This window comes from candidate division WOR-3 bacterium (assembly GCA_039802005.1).
Classification (GTDB): domain Bacteria; phylum Hydrothermota; class Tepidihabitantia; order SM23-42; family JAOAFX01; genus JAOAFX01.
Map to the genome: position 1 here is coordinate 1 of JBDRVV010000041.1, position 18,219 is coordinate 18,219.

Genomic DNA, 18,219 nt, shown 5'->3' on the forward strand with positions numbered 1-18,219 from the left:
AGCCAGTATGTGTCATCAATCGTCATTCCAATTTCTGGTTCATATACATAATCCGTGTCAGGATAGTCCCAGATAAAACAATGTGCAGCATTTACAATGAGGGGTATGAAGATTAAAAGGCAGAGATACTTCATAATGCCTCCTTTCAATTAATTTTATCCTGCAACTTATTAAATATTATAATGCAAATTTTGTCATTGTCAAGGGGCAATAAAACTGAGCCTGCTCCCCTATATCCCCATTTGGAAAAGGGGGAATTGAAGGGGGATTTATTATCTGTTTGGGTTAAATTCGTTTGACTCTAAATTTAGAAATTAAAACACTTTGAATTAAATGTGATTGCCGAGTTTATTCGGCTTTTAATATTTGCAGATCAAGGTCTACCACTACGGGTTTTAAAAAGGTTTTATTTAAACTGAAAAAACATTCTATAAAAAACGAAGGCGCTTAAGGTAAACAATCTGGAATCTTGACTTCACATAAAATAAAGATAAAATTATCACTATGAAATATGAAATTACTTATTTTGAAAAGCCAGGTAAGGTTAATACACAAAGAACGATTGGACTTGCCGTAAAAAGGGCAGAAGAATTAAATATTGAGCATATTGTCGTTGCGACTTGCACTGGATATTCGGCAAAGGTTTTGTTGCAAAAGGCAAAGGATAAAAAGATAGTTGTTGTCACCCATCAGGCAGGGTTTGCGAAGCCAGGGGAGATGGAAATAAAACCTAATGTTATTGAATTTTTGAAGAACAAGGGTGCGAAGGTGTATACAGGGACCCATTTCTTTGGTGGATTCGGCAGGGCTATCAGATTTAAATTTGGCGGCCTTGAACCCGAAGAAATTGCGGCAAATACCTTGAGGATATTTGGCGAAGGGATAAAGGTGGCGGTTGAGATTGCAATAATGGCTCTTGATGCAGGATTGATACCTTATGGAAAAGAAATTATTTCAATTGGTGGAACAGGCTCGGGTGTTGATACAGCAATTGTGTGTGTTCCAAGGCATGGCAAAGACTTTTTCAATTTTGAGGTTCGCGAGATAATCTGCAAGCCGAGAAGAAGATAGTGTGATGAAATCCAAAGTAGCGGTCGTAAAAACCAGCCCTAAGACAATCCTTGAAGATATTGAAAAATGTCTGAAACTTGCTGAGGTTGAAAAACATTTACCCAAAGGGGTTCCTACGATTTTAAAAATAAATATCTCCTGGCATTTCTGGTATCCTGCCTGTTCAACAACACCCTGGCAACTTGATGGTGTTGCATCTACGCTTTTCAAACTTGGTTATAAGGATTTAATCCCTGCCCAGAACCGCACGGTTGTCATAAACCCAAAACTCGGTGCTGAAAATAATCATCTAAATTCGGTGATGCGTAAACATAGATTGAAATTCATATATCTATACGAGCCAGAAGTAAAGTGGATATATTACCGACCCAAGGTAAAGATGTTGGTGCTTGATAAGGTGTATAAAGATGGTATTCAAATACCTGAACTACTTATTGGCAAGAATGCATTCCATCTGCCGACATTAAAAACCCATTTCTTTACTACAATGACCGGGGCAATGAAGAATGCGTTTGGCGGTTTGTTGAATGATAATAGACACTGGACACACGCGGTAATTCATGAAACACTCGTTGATTTGTTGCAAATACAAAAAGAAATCCATCCCGGTATATTCTGTTTGACCGATGGAACATTTGCCGGCAACGGTGCAGGACCGAGATTGATGAAACCCGAGATAAAAAATTATATCCTTGCCAGCGGTGACTCAGTGGCGATTGATGCTATCGCATCAAAGATCATGGGATTTGACCCAATGTCTATAAAATTTTTGAATTTATCGCATGAGATGGGATTGGGAAAGGCAAAACCTGAGGAGATAGAAGTCGTAGGAGAAGATATCAGCAATGTGAATTTTGGTTTCAAAGTTGAGGATACATTTGCCTCAAGGGGACAAAAGGCAATATACTGGGGATTTTTAAAACCATTTGAGCATTTCCTTTTACGCACGCCGATTGTCCCGTGGTCTTATTTAGCTTCTCGTGCCTATCATGATTTCTACTGGTATAGTGTTCGCGGTAAACCAATTGTCAGGAAATTCTTAAACACCGAATGGGGCAGACTCTTTGAATCGTATAAATAAGTTAAATGTATAACTATCTTACAGAATGATGATTATCTTTCCCTTGTTTTCCTTTAGAAATGGAATAATCCCCCTCTTTCCCCTTTTAGGAAAGGGGGATATGAAAGGATTGAGGAAAGGGTTAATTCCCCCTCTTTCCCCCTTTAGGAAAGGGGGATAAAGGGGGGATTGAGGAAAAGGGGATAAGGGAAGATTGAGAAAAGAAGATTAAGGAAAGGAGGAATATAGGATGATAAATACAGGATATCCAAAAAAGTGTTCCGGGGAGATTCCAAAAGAGAAGAGATATGAGTGATTCTATCATCAAGACCTTCATCGTGGGCTACATTGAAACGAATATGTATTTGATTCATAATAGAAAATCTGGCATTGTTATTGACCCGGGTTTCATTGAGGGGGAGGCAGAGTCATTGATAAAAAAATTTAAAAGCGAAGTCCCTGAAATTCCTATGGTCATACTAACCCATTGCCATTTTGATCATATTTCAGGCTGTCCATTCTTAAAAAAAGAATTCAAAAGCAAAATCTATTGCCACAGGCTTGATGAAGAAAAACTCCTTGACCCACAAAAAAGCGGTGCCATATATTTTGGTGTATCAGGCAATCCTTTAAAACCTGATGGTTATCTTGAGGATGGGCAGGTGATAAAATTTGATGAGCACACTTTAAAGATAATCCATACCCCAGGACATACCAGTGGTGGCATTTCAATTTTATTGAATGATAGATATCTTTTTAGTGGCGATACAATATTTAAGGATGGTATCGGCAGGACTGACCTTTATGATGGAGATTATGATATAGAGATAAATTCAATAATGAACAAAATATTGATTTTGCCTGAAGATACAATTATCTATCCTGGACACGGACCATCAACTACAGTCCGACAGGAAAGAAGAAACTTCTGAACCAGCATCCACTTCGTAAGTGGAAGTAAAAACATCCGAAATTTCGTGAGATATTGGTGGTCTTTTTTAGTCCTTATTTCCACTTACGAAGTGGAAATGGGGGGTTCTGCTATTATTTGAACGATGATTCTACGGGTTCGGCGGGGACCATCAAATTCGCAGAACATTATTGATTGCCAGGTGCCTAGGACCATTCCATTATTTCTTAGTGGAATTGTCAAACTTGAACCGACGATAGCACTGCGGATATGGGCAGCAGCATTGCGGTCAATATGGTCATGCAAATAATTTGCCCTTTTAGGAATTGCCCGCTCAAGTGCATTCAAAAAATCGGTTTTGATATTCGGGTCTGCGCTCTCATTCAATATCACACCTGCAGTTGCGTGTGGAATGAAGATATGGACAATTCCATTTTTGATCTTTGAACCAGAGACAATTTCTTCAACTTCGCTGGTGATATCAATCAACTCTTCACTCTTATTTGTTGAAATCGTAAATTCATAAAAAGGCATAAGATAATTTAATCAGAATCCAAAAAATTTCAAGTATGAATATAATGCTGGATTTGAAGGTAAGCTATTGAAAGATGAGAGAAAGTCTAAATGCGGGAAAAATTTTGAATACTATATATAAATGTTGATTTATTACTAAATTTTGTATACAAGGGATGGGGGGAAAATTACACAATAGAATTTTATGAAAATTTTTGTTAGAATTACAGAATTAATTGCTTAATTACGCAATATTATTATTATATAATTATAAAAATATAAAAATGAATTTTTAGTTTGACACAGAATGCAAATTATTCTTGTATATTCTGCAATTCTTTAATCTGTAAACCTACACTAAGACGACGATGAAGCATAATTCGCATAGCCGGCGAGGTCGCAGATGAGCATTAATTGGCGGTAGAATTCAAGAATATCCTTTGATTTGAATAAAAATCTTCTTGCTGAGACCCTTTTTAATCCGGGTAGGCTCTTTATCGCATCACCAAAGAGTGAATTAATCATCTCAACTTCCGCATTTATTGGGTATTTAAACTTAAAGGGCTTCAGTCTGTTTATCTTTCTTACTACCCGCCCCGCCTTTAACTCTATCTCCTTCTGAACATCAACTGGATGACGGCATTTTGCACAGAATCTGGAAATACTGGATTTGGTAATGACTGTTTCAACTCCAGGCCCAAAAAATCTTTTAATCTCCTGAATAAGTTTATCATCACCCGAAACCAATCCTAAAGGAACACCATAATGTCCCGCAATCCCTGCATTTATCTCGGATTCTCCAACATACTGCCCATTTATTTTGATGTTATAAATCAGACTTGAAGAATAAGAATGGTCCATCATTCCGTCTTCTGTTCCAACCATTGCATGATAACCGATGAAAAATACTACATCAAAGTTTTCATTCAAGCCTTCCATCATATAGTAGTTTCGCTGAGTCCCCTTTATCAGTTCCACGCCAGGTTCAAGTTCTTCAATCAAAAGATTTTCACCTGAGGCGTGAGAATCACAGATAAGTATCTCATCAATCTTTAATCCACTCTTTCTTACACCGCGGATAGCAGAATTTACTTCTTGTGTAGCAATCCTGCGAATACGCAATAAATCTGGGGAGTCCTTTCTCATCTCTTTCCAGGATGTTACACCACTTATTCCTTCCAGGTCAAAAGAGATAAAGATGTTTAATTTTTTTTCCATGGTTAATTATACATTTTTTTGAATAAGTGTCAATACAAACGCTTGATGGGGTTTTCTTATTTTCACTTCCCCGACTTTTTAAATATATGCAGACCAAGGTCTGCTACTACCAGTCTTGATGCAGACCAAGGTCCGCTACTATTATCAATCATTCCATCCTGTAGTGGTTGAGCTTGCTCAACATTGATTATTGCAGAGTAAACTCTGCCACTACAGTTTTTATTGCAGACCAAGGTCTGCCACGACAGGTTTTGCGAATGCATTTTATTGAACCTTAACAAAACATTCTATAAAATGTGGAGGGGGATTCAAAAATTGCTGTATTGACTTAATAGAAAATTAGAATACAATATATAGTTATGGCTATCCTATTAAGTCAGGCAAAACAAGTCCTTACGATGAATGACGGCATAGGACTGATACAGGATGGTTCAGTCCTTATTGAAGATGATACGATTAAAAAAGTTGGTAAATTTAGTGAGCCCAATTTTAAGGGAAGGATTATAGATTGTACAAATTGTGTTGTGACACCGGGACTCGTTGATGCCCATACCCATCTTGTATTTGCTGGTACGCGCGAAGATGAATTCGCAATGCGGCTTGAAGGTATAAAATACGAAACAATTGCAAAAAAGGGGGGTGGGATTTTGAAGACTGTGGCAATGACACGTTCTGCTTCTGAAGATGAACTTTATAGACTTGCTGAAAATCGGCTAAAAAAGATTATGCGTCACGGTACAACCACAATAGAGATAAAGAGCGGCTACGGACTTTCACTAACTGAAGAAATGAAGATGCTTCGTGTCATTGATAGGTTGAAAAAGAATTCAATAATTGATATTGTTCCGACTTATCTTGTTCATACTATTCCTAAACTTATGAAGCGAAGAGACTATGTTGATATGCAATGCGAGGAAATGCTACCAGAGGTAGCAAAAAGCAGGCTCGCAGAATTTTGTGATATTTTTTGTGATAAGACAGCATTTACAAAAAACGAAAGTGAAAAAATTCTTAAAAGGGCAAAAGAACTTGGATTTGCATTAAAGATACATACTGATGAACTGGCAAATGTTGGTGGTGCCAAACTTGCTGCTAAACTTGGTTGTGTGTCTGCTGAGCATCTTTTATATACAACAAAGTCAGGAATAAAGGCAATGAGTAAGGCAAATGTGATACCAGTATTGCTGCCCGGAACCTCGCTCTATCTACAGACCGAAAGAAAGCCCGATATTAAGGATTTTATAAAATTTAATCTGCCTATTGCAATAGCAACGGATTTCAACCCCGGGACTTGTATGATTTATTCAATGCCCAAAATAATTTCCCTTGCCTGCCTTGTTTATAGAATTCCGGTTGAACTCGCATTAATCGGTGCCACAATCAATGGTGCAAAAGCAGTAAAAAGAAGTAATAAAATTGGAAAGTTGAAAAATAATTTTCAGGGTGATATTGTGGTATGGAATGTTGATGACTATAGGAAGATACCATACCAATTTGGTGAAGATTTGATAAAAATCGTCATAAAAAAGGGGAAGATAATCTATGAAACAAATAGTTGAATGCGTTCCCAATTTTAGTGAAGGTCGTGATAAATCAAAGATTGATGAGATTGTGAAAGTTATTGAATCAGCAGGGGTTCAGATCCTTGATGTTGAAATGAATCCGGACCATAATCGTGCGGTATTGACATTTATTGGTGAGCCAGAGCAAGTTCTTGAGGCGGCATTTAATGCGGCAAAAAAAGCAGCAGAGCTGATTGATTTAACAAAACATAAGGGGGAACATCCAAGAATTGGTGCTACAGATGTAATCCCTTTTGTCCCAATCAGCAATATTTCTACCGAAGAGTGTGTTGAACTTGCAAGGAGGCTTGGTAAGAGGATTGCTGAAGAACTTGATATACCTGTTTATCTCTATGAAGCCGCTGCAACAAGACCTGATAGGGAAAACCTTGCCAATATAAGAAAAGGCGAATTTGAAGGCTTGAGCAAAGAGATTGAAACCAATCCAGATAGATATCCTGATTTTGGTAAACCCAAGATACATCCTACTGCCGGTGCCACTGTTGTCGGTGCCCGTTTCCCATTGATTGCCTATAATATAAATCTCAACACCAGTGATGTAAATATTGCTAAAAATATTGCTAAGGCGATAAGATTCAGGGATGGTGGATTCAGGTATGCCAAGGCACTTGGTTTTGAATTGAAGGAAGAAGGGATCGCCCAGGTTTCAATAAATATGACGAATTATCTTGGCACACCTTTGTATCGCGTGTTTGAAATGGTCAAAATTGAAGCCCAGCGATATGGCGTATCTATTAAAGAATCAGAGATTGTTGGACTTGTTCCAGAAAAGGCGTTGATTGATACCGCAATCTTTTATCTGCAATTAAACCGATTCAATGAGAACCAGATACTTGAATACCATCTGCGCGGAACAGTAAAAAAAGAAGAGAGTTTATATGAATTCTTGAGCCATCTTTCTGATGCAACGCCTACCCCAGGGGGTGGGAGTGTTGCTGCATTACAGGGGGCGCTGGGTGCTGCCCTTCTTTCAATGGTTACTGGACTTACGGTGAAAAAGGTTGATGACCAGGAACTTAAAGGATTCCATGGTTTACTGAAGATTGCAGTTAGTGATTTTTACAAGTTGATTGAAGAGGATAAGAATGCCTTTGACGAAGTGATGAAGGCATATCGTATGCCCAAGGCAATTGAAGAAGAGAAAAAACTTCGTTCTCTCGCGATCCAGGAGGCATTAAAGAAGGCGACGAATGTGCCGCTTAGCGTATGCGAGAAGATATTTAGTCTTTATCCATTTATCCGTGTTCTATTAAAGAAAGGACTGAAGACAGCAATTTCGGATGTGGGAGTTGCAATTTATACCCTGCATAGCGGATTTTTGAGTGCCCGGGCTAATGTTTTAATAAACTTACCATCAATAACTGATACTGATTTCGTTAATAGAATAAAGATAAGGATTGATGAATTAAAAACTGAAGAATTAAAGACCTATCAGGAATTGGATGAAGAATTTGCTAAATCCCAGTAAATGTCGATATTCTATATTGACAAATTATTAAAATCAATTATAATTCGTAAGGTAGGTTGATAATGGAAGCAGAGATAATAGAAAAAAGTCGTCAGTATATACATGAAGGAAAATATGAGAAGGCACAGATAATTTTACGCCGTGCCCTTGATGAGACACCGAATCGTGCCCAGGTGCTTGAACTCTGTGGCGACCTGGCGTCAAGACTTGGAAGATTGAATGAGGCTGTTACACGCTATGAACATGCCTTTGAAAATTATACACATAGTGGGCAATATGCTGAGGCAATTATCTGTCTCGAAAAAATTTTAATGATTGATGAAATGAATGAAAGTGTTCTTTTCCGTCTTGTTGATCTGTATCATTTTTATGGTTTGCGCAACGAAGCGATAAAAAAACTCATTAATTTTGCCTCCAAAACACTGGAGAAGAAAAACGAAACCCTTTTCGTTTCGGCATTGCGCAAGGTTGTTGAATTCCAACCAAAAAATTTACCATTGAGGCTTTCTCTGGCAAAATTGCTTTTTTCAGTAAACCGCACCCGTGAGGCAGAAGATGAATTGATTAAACTAAAGGGACTTGCTAACGAAATAAACGACGAAACCATACTGAGTGAAATTAAAAAATTGTTGCCTCAAACAGATGGTGGCGAAGAACTCGATCCCAAAAGTCGTATTGAACTTGGTAATCTATTGTACGAAATTGGCTCTCGGGATGAGGCGATTATTGAATTTAAAAAGGCCGCGGATGATCTTATCCGTGAAGGAAAATATGATGAGGCAGTAAATGTTTTAAATCGCATACTGGAGATTGACCCCAATAATAGTGAGGCACTCCAGAAGATAAAAGAACTAAAGCCCGGCGTTAAACCTGAAGAGAAGATTGAAGTTACAAAACCTGAAGAACCGCAAGAAACAAGCCCTGTTTCTTTGGAGATAACTGAAGAAGAATTAAAAAAAGAAGAAATTCCATCCCCACAAATTGCTGATGATACGGCTTCTGCAATCCAGAGTGATCTTGAGATCCTCGCCGACTTGAGTAAAGAGATTGAGGGCTTTACACCTATTACTGAGAAAGAATCACCACCACCCAAAATAGAACCAGTAATTGAAACCAAATCCATAGAAGAAACAAAAAAAGAGCCGGTTGCGGAATCCAAACCTTCTGAAATTCCACCCCTTGAAGGGCAGATTGCTGATATTGAATTTTTACTTAAAGAATCTGAAGTAGTTGCACCAACACCAAGAAATTTTGAGGTGGCAAAGCAATTTGATGATTTTCGGACGAATATTACCTGGGAAATTGATGATGTCAACAAGAAGATAATGTTGGCAAAGATGGCGATGGATTCTGGATTATATGAAATTGCACTCTCTTATTTGCAGGAAGAAAAAGATAAAAAAGAATTTTGGCCAACTTCAGTAGAAATAATTGGACAGTCACTAATTAAATTAGGTAAATATAATGAGGCAATAAAAGTGATTGGTCCAATAATACTTCTTGAAGAAATTCCAGAGGATAAAAAAGTTGAGTTGAGATATTTGCTTGCATCAGGTTATGAAGGCCTGGGCGATTTTGAAAATGCCTTAAGAGAGATTGAACATATTATGGCAATCAATCCAGATTATCGGGATATAAAAGAGATATATACATTACTGGGTGGTAAAATGGAAGTAACTGCACCTGCACCTGAACCTGAAGTAGCAATTCATGAAGAAAAAATTCAAGAAACAAAACCGGTAGAAGTGTTTGGAGAAACATATAGACCCGAACCTGTTAAGGAACCCGAACCCGTTGTTGAAGAATCTGTTTTTCCAATGACAGAAAAATTTGTGGAAAAGCCGGTTGAGGAATCGATACCTGTGAAAGAGGAACCGCTTATTGAGGAGAGAATTCCGATAAAGGAAGAATATCCCGAAGAAGGAAAGATTGATATTGAAGAAAAGGGTGAAAATATTGCTTTTCTATAAAACAGGAGGCTAAGTGGGTTATCAAGAATTTTATCAATTAAAATTTGAACCGTTTGCAAATCTTCCAGATCCCAGATTTTATTTTAACTCGCCACAGCATGCACTTGCCAAAGAATATTTGCTACACGCCGCACGTGGAACAAGGGGTCTGGCAATATTGTTGGGAGATATAGGAACCGGTAAAACAATGCTGGTGCGTAAACTATTGACTGAACTTCAGTCAACCGGGAAATTTCAAGTAGGTATGATTGTGTTAACCCATTCTGAATTTCCTACAGGATGGCTATTTTCAAAGATTGCCAATCTTGTTGGGTTGAGTGATCTGGGGACGACAAGCACGGAGATAATCTCTCGTATATCAAGCAGATTAAGGGAGATATACCGTAGAAATGAGCGGACTGTAATAATAATTGATGAAGCGAATAAACTAAAAAGCCCTGACATTCTTGAAGAAATCAGAGGTTTGTTGAACTTAGAGATTGCTGATACAAGGTTGATTTCTTTCATTCTGAGCGGCTTGCCGGAACTGGAGTCATTTCTTATGATGAATCGTGCATTGTATCAAAGAATTGCAATAAAAGTTAAGTTGAAACCGATGGGTAGTGAGACAATAAGGGCTTATATTAACCACCGTCTTAAAATTGCAGGTGCTCAAAATCAGATCTTTACACCAATGGCGCAAGAGATTATATGTAGATATTCTGAAGGCAGACCCAGGCTTGTAAATATAATTTGTGATAATGCCTTGTTAGAAGGCTATGTTCAAAGAAAACAAACAATTGATGAGGCAATTATTGAAAGAGTAATTAGCAATTTAGGTTTGAGATTTGAATAATGGCTGATGTAGGTTCAATAAAAAGATATGTAGCAGAGTTACAGGCAAAAGGCGAGATAAATAAAGCCATTGCTGAACTTGAAAAAGCAATTAAAGATTTTCCCCAGGAAGGTTCTTTGTTTAATATATTGGGCGATTTATACATTAAGGTGAATCGCCAGAAAGACGCCTTAAATATATACGAGCAAGGTGCCTATGCACTATTTGAAGAGACGTTCTACTCAAATGCCGTCTCAATGTGTAAAAAGATATTGAGACTTGATAAAGATCGCACGGAAATTTATAAATTGCTTGGGGATTGTCATAAAGAATTAGGACTATTTGTTGAAGCCGCTAATTATTATCTTGAATATGCAGAACGGAAGATGAGAAATAATGAAATAGATGCGGCATTAAAGACTTATGAAGCAATAAAAGAACTCGTTCCCAATAACTATAAGATTATACAGACCATTTCAGCAATCTATGAAAAAATTGGCAGAAAAGAACAGAGTGCAGATTTGTTGAAAGAGGCGGAACGGATTGAGACAAAGCAAAAGGAATTGAAAGAGACGATTACTGCTCAGGTATCTCCCCCTGAGGTAGAGGTACCTAAGGTTGAGGAAAAAATTAAGGTACCAGAACCTGAAATACCAGAGATTGAGCCAGAAAAAGTAGCAGAACCGATAAAAGAAGTAGCAGTAGAGGAAGTAAAGAAAAAAATAAAGGAAGAGGTAAAACAAGTAGTGGAAGAAAAGGTGGTTGAGACTCAAGAAGTGAAAGAAGTTGCACAACCACAAGTTGAAGTTGCTCCGCCACCAAAAGAGGAATTATCACTTGAAGATTTTGTATCACCCGAAGTTGCACAATTGCTCAAGGATGAAGTAGAGATAAAAGAACCAGAAGTTGAAGCTGTTGAAGAAGAGGTGGCAGAACCCGAGGAACTTTCCGAGATTGATAGAACTCGCCAGCTTGCCGAAATTTACTTAAATTTAGGTGAAGACGAGGAGGCGATCAATTGTTTTAGAGATGCAGCAGCGCTGGCATTCAAGGAAAAGAAATATGACCAGGCGATGGAATTGTATAAAAAAGTTGCTGATTTGAGGCCTCTTGATTTAAAATCACGACAGCGTCTGATTGAGATTGCAAAACTTAAAGAAGATAAAGCACTACAGGTTAATTTTATGATTGAGCTGGCAGAGACTCTTAATAGGCGTGAAGCAAGGACTGAGGCACAATCAGTCTTGCGAAAGATTCTTGAATTGGACCCCGAAAATGCCGTTGCTCAGACTATGATTGAAGAAGAAGCAAAGGCAAAAGAATTTATTGACCTGGGACAGGTTTTAAGAAGTGAAATTGAAGGAGAACCAGCCCAATCAAGTCTCCAGAATATCAATGATTTGATATCGCAATTTCGCAAAGAGGTTTTTGAATCAATCGGTGAGGGTGATTATCGTTCCCATTATGACCTTGGTGTTGCATATAAAGGAATGGGATTATTTCAGGAGGCAATAGAAGAGTTTGAAATTGCGGCGAAGGATGAGAATTTGAAATTAAAATCCTATGAAATGATTGCGGCATGTTTGATTGAAAAGGGTAAGGTTGATGAAGCAATTAAAGTATTGAATGAAGGTTTATCATTACCTAATAGACCAGTGAGCGAATATTTTGGTTTGCATTTTTTATTAGGCAATGCATATGAAATGCAGAATAATTTAAAAATGGCGATAAAATCATATATTAATGCGGCAAATATTGATAAATCTGTGCCCGATTTACTTAAAAAAATAAATGAACTGAAAGATAAACTTACTGAAGAATTGAAAAAGCGGGCACAGATTCCATCACCTCCTCCTAAGGAAACACCCCAAGTTGTCCAAACCGAGGAGGTATCTAAACCCAAAAAATCAAAGGTTACCTATCTCTAAAAAGGAGTAAAAATTGGGCTATGAAAGTTTTTACAAATTAAAAGAGCACCCGTTTAGTTTTACAACCGATGAGAAGTTTTATTACAATTCACCCCAGCATGCCAAGGCACTCGCAAAACTTACACACGCAGTAGAGACTGAAAAAGGACTTGCATTATTAATTGGCGATATTGGAACCGGTAAAACCACCCTTTCCCGTCGTTTACTTGATCAGCTGATCAGCAATAATATAGAGGCAACATTACTGGTTATTATTCACTCCGAAATAACATCACTTTGGTTTTTGAAGAAAATTGCCTTGATGCTTGAGACACCGGTTGAATCCGAAAATAAAATAGAAATCATCACTACAGTTTACCACCGTCTACTTGACCTTACGGGCAAGAATAAGAAGGTTGTGATACTGATAGATGAAGCAAATATGCTACAGAGAAAGGATTTGATGGAAGAAATTCGTGGATTATTAAATCTTGAGTCTGAGCGCGGTAAATTATTAAATTTTATTCTTTTTGGCTTACCAGAAATGGAAGATTATTTAAAACTTGACCCAGCATTATACCAACGAGTAGCCGTGAGATGTGTCCTTGAGGCACTTGATCAGGAGACAACACAGAATTATATTGTCCATCGGCTCAGAGTTGCTGGCTGTGCGAGACCTCTTTTTACGGGCGGTGCAATGAAGAGTATTTATCAATATTCAAAGGGTGTGCCCAGAATGATAAATGCAATATGTGATAATGCACTACTTGAAGGTTTCCTTTTAAAGAAAGAAATAGTTGACGAAAAAATTATTGTTGATGTTTGTCGTGATCTTGGCTTGACTTAGGAAAGCAATCATTTGGCATATTTTTACGCTGACCTTCATATCCACACAACTCATTCTGATGGTGTTTGTAATCCAAAAGATGTAATTGATATTTCTCTAAAATCTGGTATTTTTGTCATTGCAATTGCTGACCATGATTCTGTATCGGGCATAGATGAGGCAATTGAATATGCAAAAAATAGAGTTGAAATTATCCCGGCAGTTGAATTGAGTTCTAATATTGGAAGTTGCGATATTCATATCCTCGGATACTATATTGACTATCATTCATCTGATTTTTTAAACTATCTTGAAGAATTTAAAAAATATAGATTTATCAGGGCAAAAAAGATTGTTGAAAAACTCTGTCGGGCAGGAATGAAGATAGATTTTGAACAGGTAAAACAAATAGCGAAAAATAGTACTATGGGAAGGCCTCATATTGCCGAGGCACTTTTGGAAACAGGGTATGTTCGTTCTATAGGCGAAGCATTTTCTCGTTATCTCGGTTATCATTGTCCATATTACGAACCGAAAAAAGAAGTAAGCCCGAAAGAGGCAATACAGAGGATAAAAAAATGCGGAGGTATTCCTGTTGTCGCACACCCGGGAATGATAGGGGCAGAGAGTGGATTGCTGTATAAGTTAATAAGTGAAGGTGTCCTGGGAATTGAAGTCTGGCATCCAGAACATACACATAAACAGGAAGATGATTTTTATGAAATAGCAATGAAACATGGATTATTGATGACTGGCGGTTCTGATTTCCATGGCTATCCGCGCGGTTATTGTAAGATTGGAGAGTATGGTTGTAGTAAATCAGAGGTTGCTTATTTGAAGGGACTGGCTGGTAAAAATTCAAATAAAAAATGAAATTTTATGGAAAGGAGTATTTATGAATATAGAAGAGATTAAAAAAATTTTACCCCATCGTGAACCATTTTTGTTTGTAGATGAAGTATTGGAAATAAGTGATAAAAGAATTGTCGCAAAACGCACCATTAAAAATGACGAATATTTTTTCAAAGGGCATTTTCCTTCTGAACCAATAATGCCCGGGGTTCTGATTGTTGAGGCAATTGCCCAGACCGGTGGCGTTATGTTGTTGAGAAAATATCCCGGCGCAATTCCTTTGTTTATGGGTATTGATAAGGCGCGGTTCAGAAAGATTGTTAGACCTGGAGATACTTTAATAATGGAGGTTGAATTATTACAGGAAAGGGGGATGATTGTCAAAATTTCCGGTGTTGCAAAAGTTAATAACGAAATCACCTGTGAAGCAGTAATAATGGCAGGGATAAAAAAGTAGCAGAGAATTTCATAGAAAAATAATACAGGTTTTTTCTTGTTTAGATAATATAGTTTAAATAGGCGATAAAATCTTGAATTTTGCTAAATTTTTACTATAATTAAAATACTATGCAGACTATTGGTAGAAAAAAACGGACGTTCAACCGCTATAAAAAGTTCTCTGGGAAGGCAGGTTATGTCAGGGATTTGGGTGTTTCATACCCAGAATCTGTTGCAGTTGAAAAGAAGCGTCGGGAATTTGGTGAGCATTTAACTTCAGTTGACATCTTTAGAGAATATATACTACCTGAAATTAAAAATCAACTTTACGAATATACTTGGATTGACCTTTTCGCAGGTGCAGGTAATTTAATATTACCAATTTTAGAATATATTCCAATAGAAAAGAGAATTGATTTCTTTAAAGAACATATTTACTTATTTGATATACAAAAGGAAATGGTTATTAAATCTATCGCAAATGCAGAAAGTTATGGCATTCCACAAAGAATTGCAGCCCAAAATATATTTCTGAAGGATACTTTAAAAGAATATCCTCCAATATTGAAAAAATTGAAATATCCAGTATATCATATTACCAATCCACCTTATCTATATCTGGGTTATATCGTTAAAAGTTCAGAAAGGAATCTACAGTATTTTTCAGGTATTAACGAGGGTTATCAAGATTTATATCAGATTGCCCTAATCAATGATCTAAGAAATAATGTAAGCAGGCTAATATATATAATTCCAACAAATTTTTTATTTGGATTTTCGATTTCCAATAAAATTAGAAAAGATTTTCTTCAGTTTTATAACATAAGAAAGGCAATAATTTTTGAAAAGAGGGTTTTTGAATTTACAGGAACAAATGTATGTATATGTTTCTTTGATAAGAAAAAAGCACCAAAACATGAACCAATAACTTTTAGAGCTTTAAAAATAAACACAAAAAAACAGCAAAAAATTTATAAACTTGTACCTAATAACTTTTATAGAGCAGGTGGTGAATTTGATGAGTTCGTAGAAACATACAAGGTGAAAAGACCATTAAAGGTTTCGTTCTACTTGACGATAAACGAGGTAAAGAAAAACAAAGGCAGTATAACGGTTAGGCTTCTTGATGCAAATAATTTTTCAAATGGTTGTTTTAAGTTTAACACTTATATGGTGAATCATCAATTATATAAAAAATTGCAAAATAATCCATTATTTGTCAGGACGATAGATACAGGTAGTTGGTCAGGAAGGGCGGGTATTTATGATGTAAGAAAAGTATTTAATGTTGATGGTATTATCGTAACTAAAAGTCCCTATAGAACACACCCAATACAAATCTTCTTTTCACCCGAGTTAGATGCCAGCGATATTGATATCATCAAAAACTATTTTAATCTAATGCTCGAGTATTTTAGAGATATTACAGATAGTGAGTTTTTAACTACCTTCAAATATTCAAATTCAGATTATATAAGAAAATACTTGGGTCTATCACAAACCAAAAAACTACTTATGACGCTACCTATCCATTTAATGACGAAAAAAGAAAAAACTACATTAAACATCCTGATTGAACAGAAGAATGTAGAAGGAATTAAAAATTTTTTATCTTCTATAAGCAAAGATGTTGAAAGCCAATTAAAATTTTTTTAGGAGGTACACCTTGAATAAATGGGTCAAAGAAAGCGAAAGATTGGCAAAGGGAGATTCCTATTTAGATAGACTGATGGAAATTTATCCACCGGACGAATTAACGCGTGGAATAATTGCCTCAGGAGATATTAAGAGGTTGAAAGAGATATACGAACGGAAAAAATGTAAAGAGTTAATTGCAGAACTTATTAGATTAATGAAACAGGAATTTAAGTTTCCTTTAGACCATCCCTATATAGGATTTTTATCACATTACCCTGATGCGATTGATAAAAATCCTAAGATAGTATCACAGATCTGCAACAGACTATTAAATTTAGAATTTCGGGAAATAATTGAAAAGTTAGAATCACCAAAAAGTGCAAGCCGGAGAATGGGACCAATGTTCAGGAATTGGTTAAAGAATAATTTTAAATTTGTTGATTATAATGTATTTGAAACTTGTAATGAAATGGTATTTCTAACAGGTGGAGATAGAACTTTAAAAGATTATGCTACGGAAAAATTGAAATGTAAATTTCACAAACTCACAAAAGGATTAGATTTTTTGATTAAATTTAGAGATAGATTTATAATTGGCACAGCAAAATTTATAACCCGGCTTGGCGGAAGTCAAACGAACCAATTTAATGAAGCCATTCGTTTAATAAAAGAAACTGCCTGCCCATCAAATATTCTAAAAATTGCGATTATTGATGGTGTTGCCTGGATTGATAATAGAATGAGACAGAGTCTTGAGACCTTTAAAAAAGGCGAGTTTGCATTGAGTGCCCTTTTACTTAAAAAATTCTTAAATGAAGTTTTTTAAATTAAACGGTTGTGCAACTTACCATCAACAAATTCCTTGTTTTTCTATTTGATTGTATAATGGAAGAATACTTTATTGGCAAAAAGGCAAGGGTTCATAAATCCGTAATAATCGGTAAGTATACAATCATTGAAGATGGGGCTGAAATCGGGGCTAACACAGAAATTGGCAGTTATGTTTTGATAAAATCGGGAACAAAGATCGGGAAGAACAATAAAATTTATTCTGGCGCCCAGTTAGGCACCGACCCGCAGGATTATCATTTTAAAGAAGAATATTCAGAGTGTATTATTGGTGATAATAATATAATAAGGGAATATACAACGATATCAAGGGCAACCGGGGAAAATAATAAAACCATAATCGGCGACAATAATTTTATTATGACCTATGTTCATATTGCGCATAATTGTAAAATTGGTAATAATACCGTTATTGCCAGTGGTGCCCAGATTGCCGGGTATGTTGAGATTGACGATTTTGCCTATATTGGTGGACTCGTTGGTATCCATCAATTCTGTCGGGTAGGAAAATATGCAATGATCGGTGCAAAATCATATTTGAATAAAGACTTGCCACCCTATTTTTTAGCACGTGGAAACCGAGCGAGGATCTATGGTATCAACCGCACGGGGTTACTCCGCCATAATTTTTGTGGCGCTGATATTGAAGAAATAAAAAAGATATTCCGCCTGCTTTATAAATCAGAAAAGAATCTAAATGAAATCATTCTTTTATTAAAAAACAATGTTTCCAAAAAATTTTCTCAAGAAGTAATCAATTTTATAAAAAATTCACATAGGGGCATTCTTCTCAAATAGCCCCTGTTCAATTTTATCTTATTTTCTTTTTATGGCGCATTGCCTTCCTTCTCTTTTTATATTTATGCCTTTTAATCTTTCTTAATTTTCGCTTTCTTCCGCAAGGCATAGCTAACACCTCCTTTCCCCCAAATTATAATTATTTTTTATTGGAGGTCAAGAATTTTTTGATTAAATAACTCACCACACTTCCGGGCATATCAGATTATTTTCTTTGAAATATTGTCAATATAACACCTAATAACACTTACATTTTATTTTCTCCATTAAACGGTTATTAACTGGATATTTCCATACTCAATCT

At 36.4% G+C, this 18,219-nt stretch carries 17 protein-coding genes; 14 read left to right on the plus strand and 3 right to left on the minus strand.

Annotation, left to right across the window (positions count from 1 at the left end):
* Positions 1–504 precede the first annotated feature (504 nt).
* The 3 genes from ABIL69_10525 to ABIL69_10535 all read left to right on the plus strand — a co-directional run bounded on the left by ABIL69_10525 (position 505) and on the right by ABIL69_10535 (position 3,063).
* On the plus strand, positions 505–1,071 hold the full coding sequence (locus ABIL69_10525) for a pyruvate kinase alpha/beta domain-containing protein (protein MEO0124421.1): 567 nt from the start codon (positions 505–507) through the stop codon (positions 1,069–1,071).
* A gap of 4 nt (positions 1,072–1,075) precedes the next feature.
* Positions 1,076–2,152: a DUF362 domain-containing protein gene (locus ABIL69_10530; GenBank protein ID MEO0124422.1), complete on the plus strand. Its 1,077-nt coding sequence runs from the start codon at positions 1,076–1,078 to the stop codon at positions 2,150–2,152.
* Between the two features lie 287 nt (positions 2,153–2,439).
* Complete coding sequence (locus ABIL69_10535) at positions 2,440–3,063, plus strand: MBL fold metallo-hydrolase (protein MEO0124423.1); 624 nt, start codon at positions 2,440–2,442, stop codon at positions 3,061–3,063.
* An 83-nt stretch (positions 3,064–3,146) separates the two neighbouring features.
* On the opposite strand, the gene ABIL69_10540 is transcribed toward ABIL69_10535, so the two are convergent.
* The 3 genes from ABIL69_10540 to ABIL69_10550 form a co-directional block, all read right to left on the minus strand.
* Positions 3,147–3,575, minus strand: coding sequence for a secondary thiamine-phosphate synthase enzyme YjbQ (locus ABIL69_10540; protein MEO0124424.1), 429 nt, complete (start codon positions 3,573–3,575; stop codon positions 3,147–3,149).
* Positions 3,576–3,911: 336 nt separating this feature from the next.
* The gene (locus ABIL69_10545; GenBank protein ID MEO0124425.1) at positions 3,912–4,772 is read right to left on the minus strand and encodes a M55 family metallopeptidase; all 861 of its coding nucleotides are present in this window, start codon (positions 4,770–4,772) and stop codon (positions 3,912–3,914) included.
* A 62-nt stretch (positions 4,773–4,834) separates the two neighbouring features.
* Complete coding sequence (locus ABIL69_10550; protein MEO0124426.1) at positions 4,835–5,035, minus strand: hypothetical protein; 201 nt, start codon at positions 5,033–5,035, stop codon at positions 4,835–4,837.
* A 96-nt stretch (positions 5,036–5,131) separates the two neighbouring features.
* Between ABIL69_10550 and hutI the strand changes: the two genes are divergently transcribed.
* From hutI to lpxA, 11 genes are all read left to right on the plus strand, one after another.
* Positions 5,132–6,331, plus strand: a complete 1,200-nt coding sequence (gene hutI, locus ABIL69_10555; GenBank protein MEO0124427.1) for an imidazolonepropionase — start codon at positions 5,132–5,134, stop codon at positions 6,329–6,331.
* Entirely contained in the window at positions 6,315–7,823 is a 1,509-nt protein-coding gene (gene ftcD, locus ABIL69_10560) for a glutamate formimidoyltransferase (protein ID MEO0124428.1), read from the plus strand. Before hutI ends, ftcD begins: the two co-directional genes overlap by 17 nt.
* A 62-nt stretch (positions 7,824–7,885) precedes the next feature.
* Positions 7,886–9,793, plus strand: coding sequence for a hypothetical protein (locus tag ABIL69_10565; protein ID MEO0124429.1), 1,908 nt, complete (start codon positions 7,886–7,888; stop codon positions 9,791–9,793).
* A 13-nt stretch (positions 9,794–9,806) separates the two neighbouring features.
* A complete protein-coding gene (locus ABIL69_10570; protein MEO0124430.1) occupies positions 9,807–10,628 on the plus strand; it encodes an AAA family ATPase in 822 nt (273 codons plus the stop codon).
* Entirely contained in the window at positions 10,628–12,535 is a 1,908-nt protein-coding gene (locus tag ABIL69_10575) for a tetratricopeptide repeat protein (protein ID MEO0124431.1), read from the plus strand. Before ABIL69_10570 ends, ABIL69_10575 begins: the two co-directional genes overlap by 1 nt.
* A 13-nt stretch (positions 12,536–12,548) precedes the next feature.
* Entirely contained in the window at positions 12,549–13,361 is an 813-nt protein-coding gene (locus tag ABIL69_10580; GenBank protein MEO0124432.1) for an AAA family ATPase, read from the plus strand.
* A 12-nt stretch (positions 13,362–13,373) separates the two neighbouring features.
* Positions 13,374–14,213, plus strand: a complete 840-nt coding sequence (locus tag ABIL69_10585) for a PHP domain-containing protein (GenBank protein MEO0124433.1) — start codon at positions 13,374–13,376, stop codon at positions 14,211–14,213.
* A gap of 22 nt (positions 14,214–14,235) precedes the next feature.
* Complete coding sequence (fabZ, locus tag ABIL69_10590; protein MEO0124434.1) at positions 14,236–14,649, plus strand: 3-hydroxyacyl-ACP dehydratase FabZ; 414 nt, start codon at positions 14,236–14,238, stop codon at positions 14,647–14,649.
* Between the two features lie 188 nt (positions 14,650–14,837).
* Complete coding sequence (locus ABIL69_10595; protein MEO0124435.1) at positions 14,838–16,286, plus strand: N-6 DNA methylase; 1,449 nt, start codon at positions 14,838–14,840, stop codon at positions 16,284–16,286.
* A 10-nt stretch (positions 16,287–16,296) separates the two neighbouring features.
* Positions 16,297–17,094, plus strand: a complete 798-nt coding sequence (locus ABIL69_10600) for a hypothetical protein (GenBank protein ID MEO0124436.1) — start codon at positions 16,297–16,299, stop codon at positions 17,092–17,094.
* Between the two features lie 59 nt (positions 17,095–17,153).
* Complete coding sequence (gene lpxA / locus ABIL69_10605; protein ID MEO0124437.1) at positions 17,154–17,915, plus strand: acyl-ACP--UDP-N-acetylglucosamine O-acyltransferase; 762 nt, start codon at positions 17,154–17,156, stop codon at positions 17,913–17,915.
* Positions 17,916–18,219: the final 304 nt, after the last annotated feature.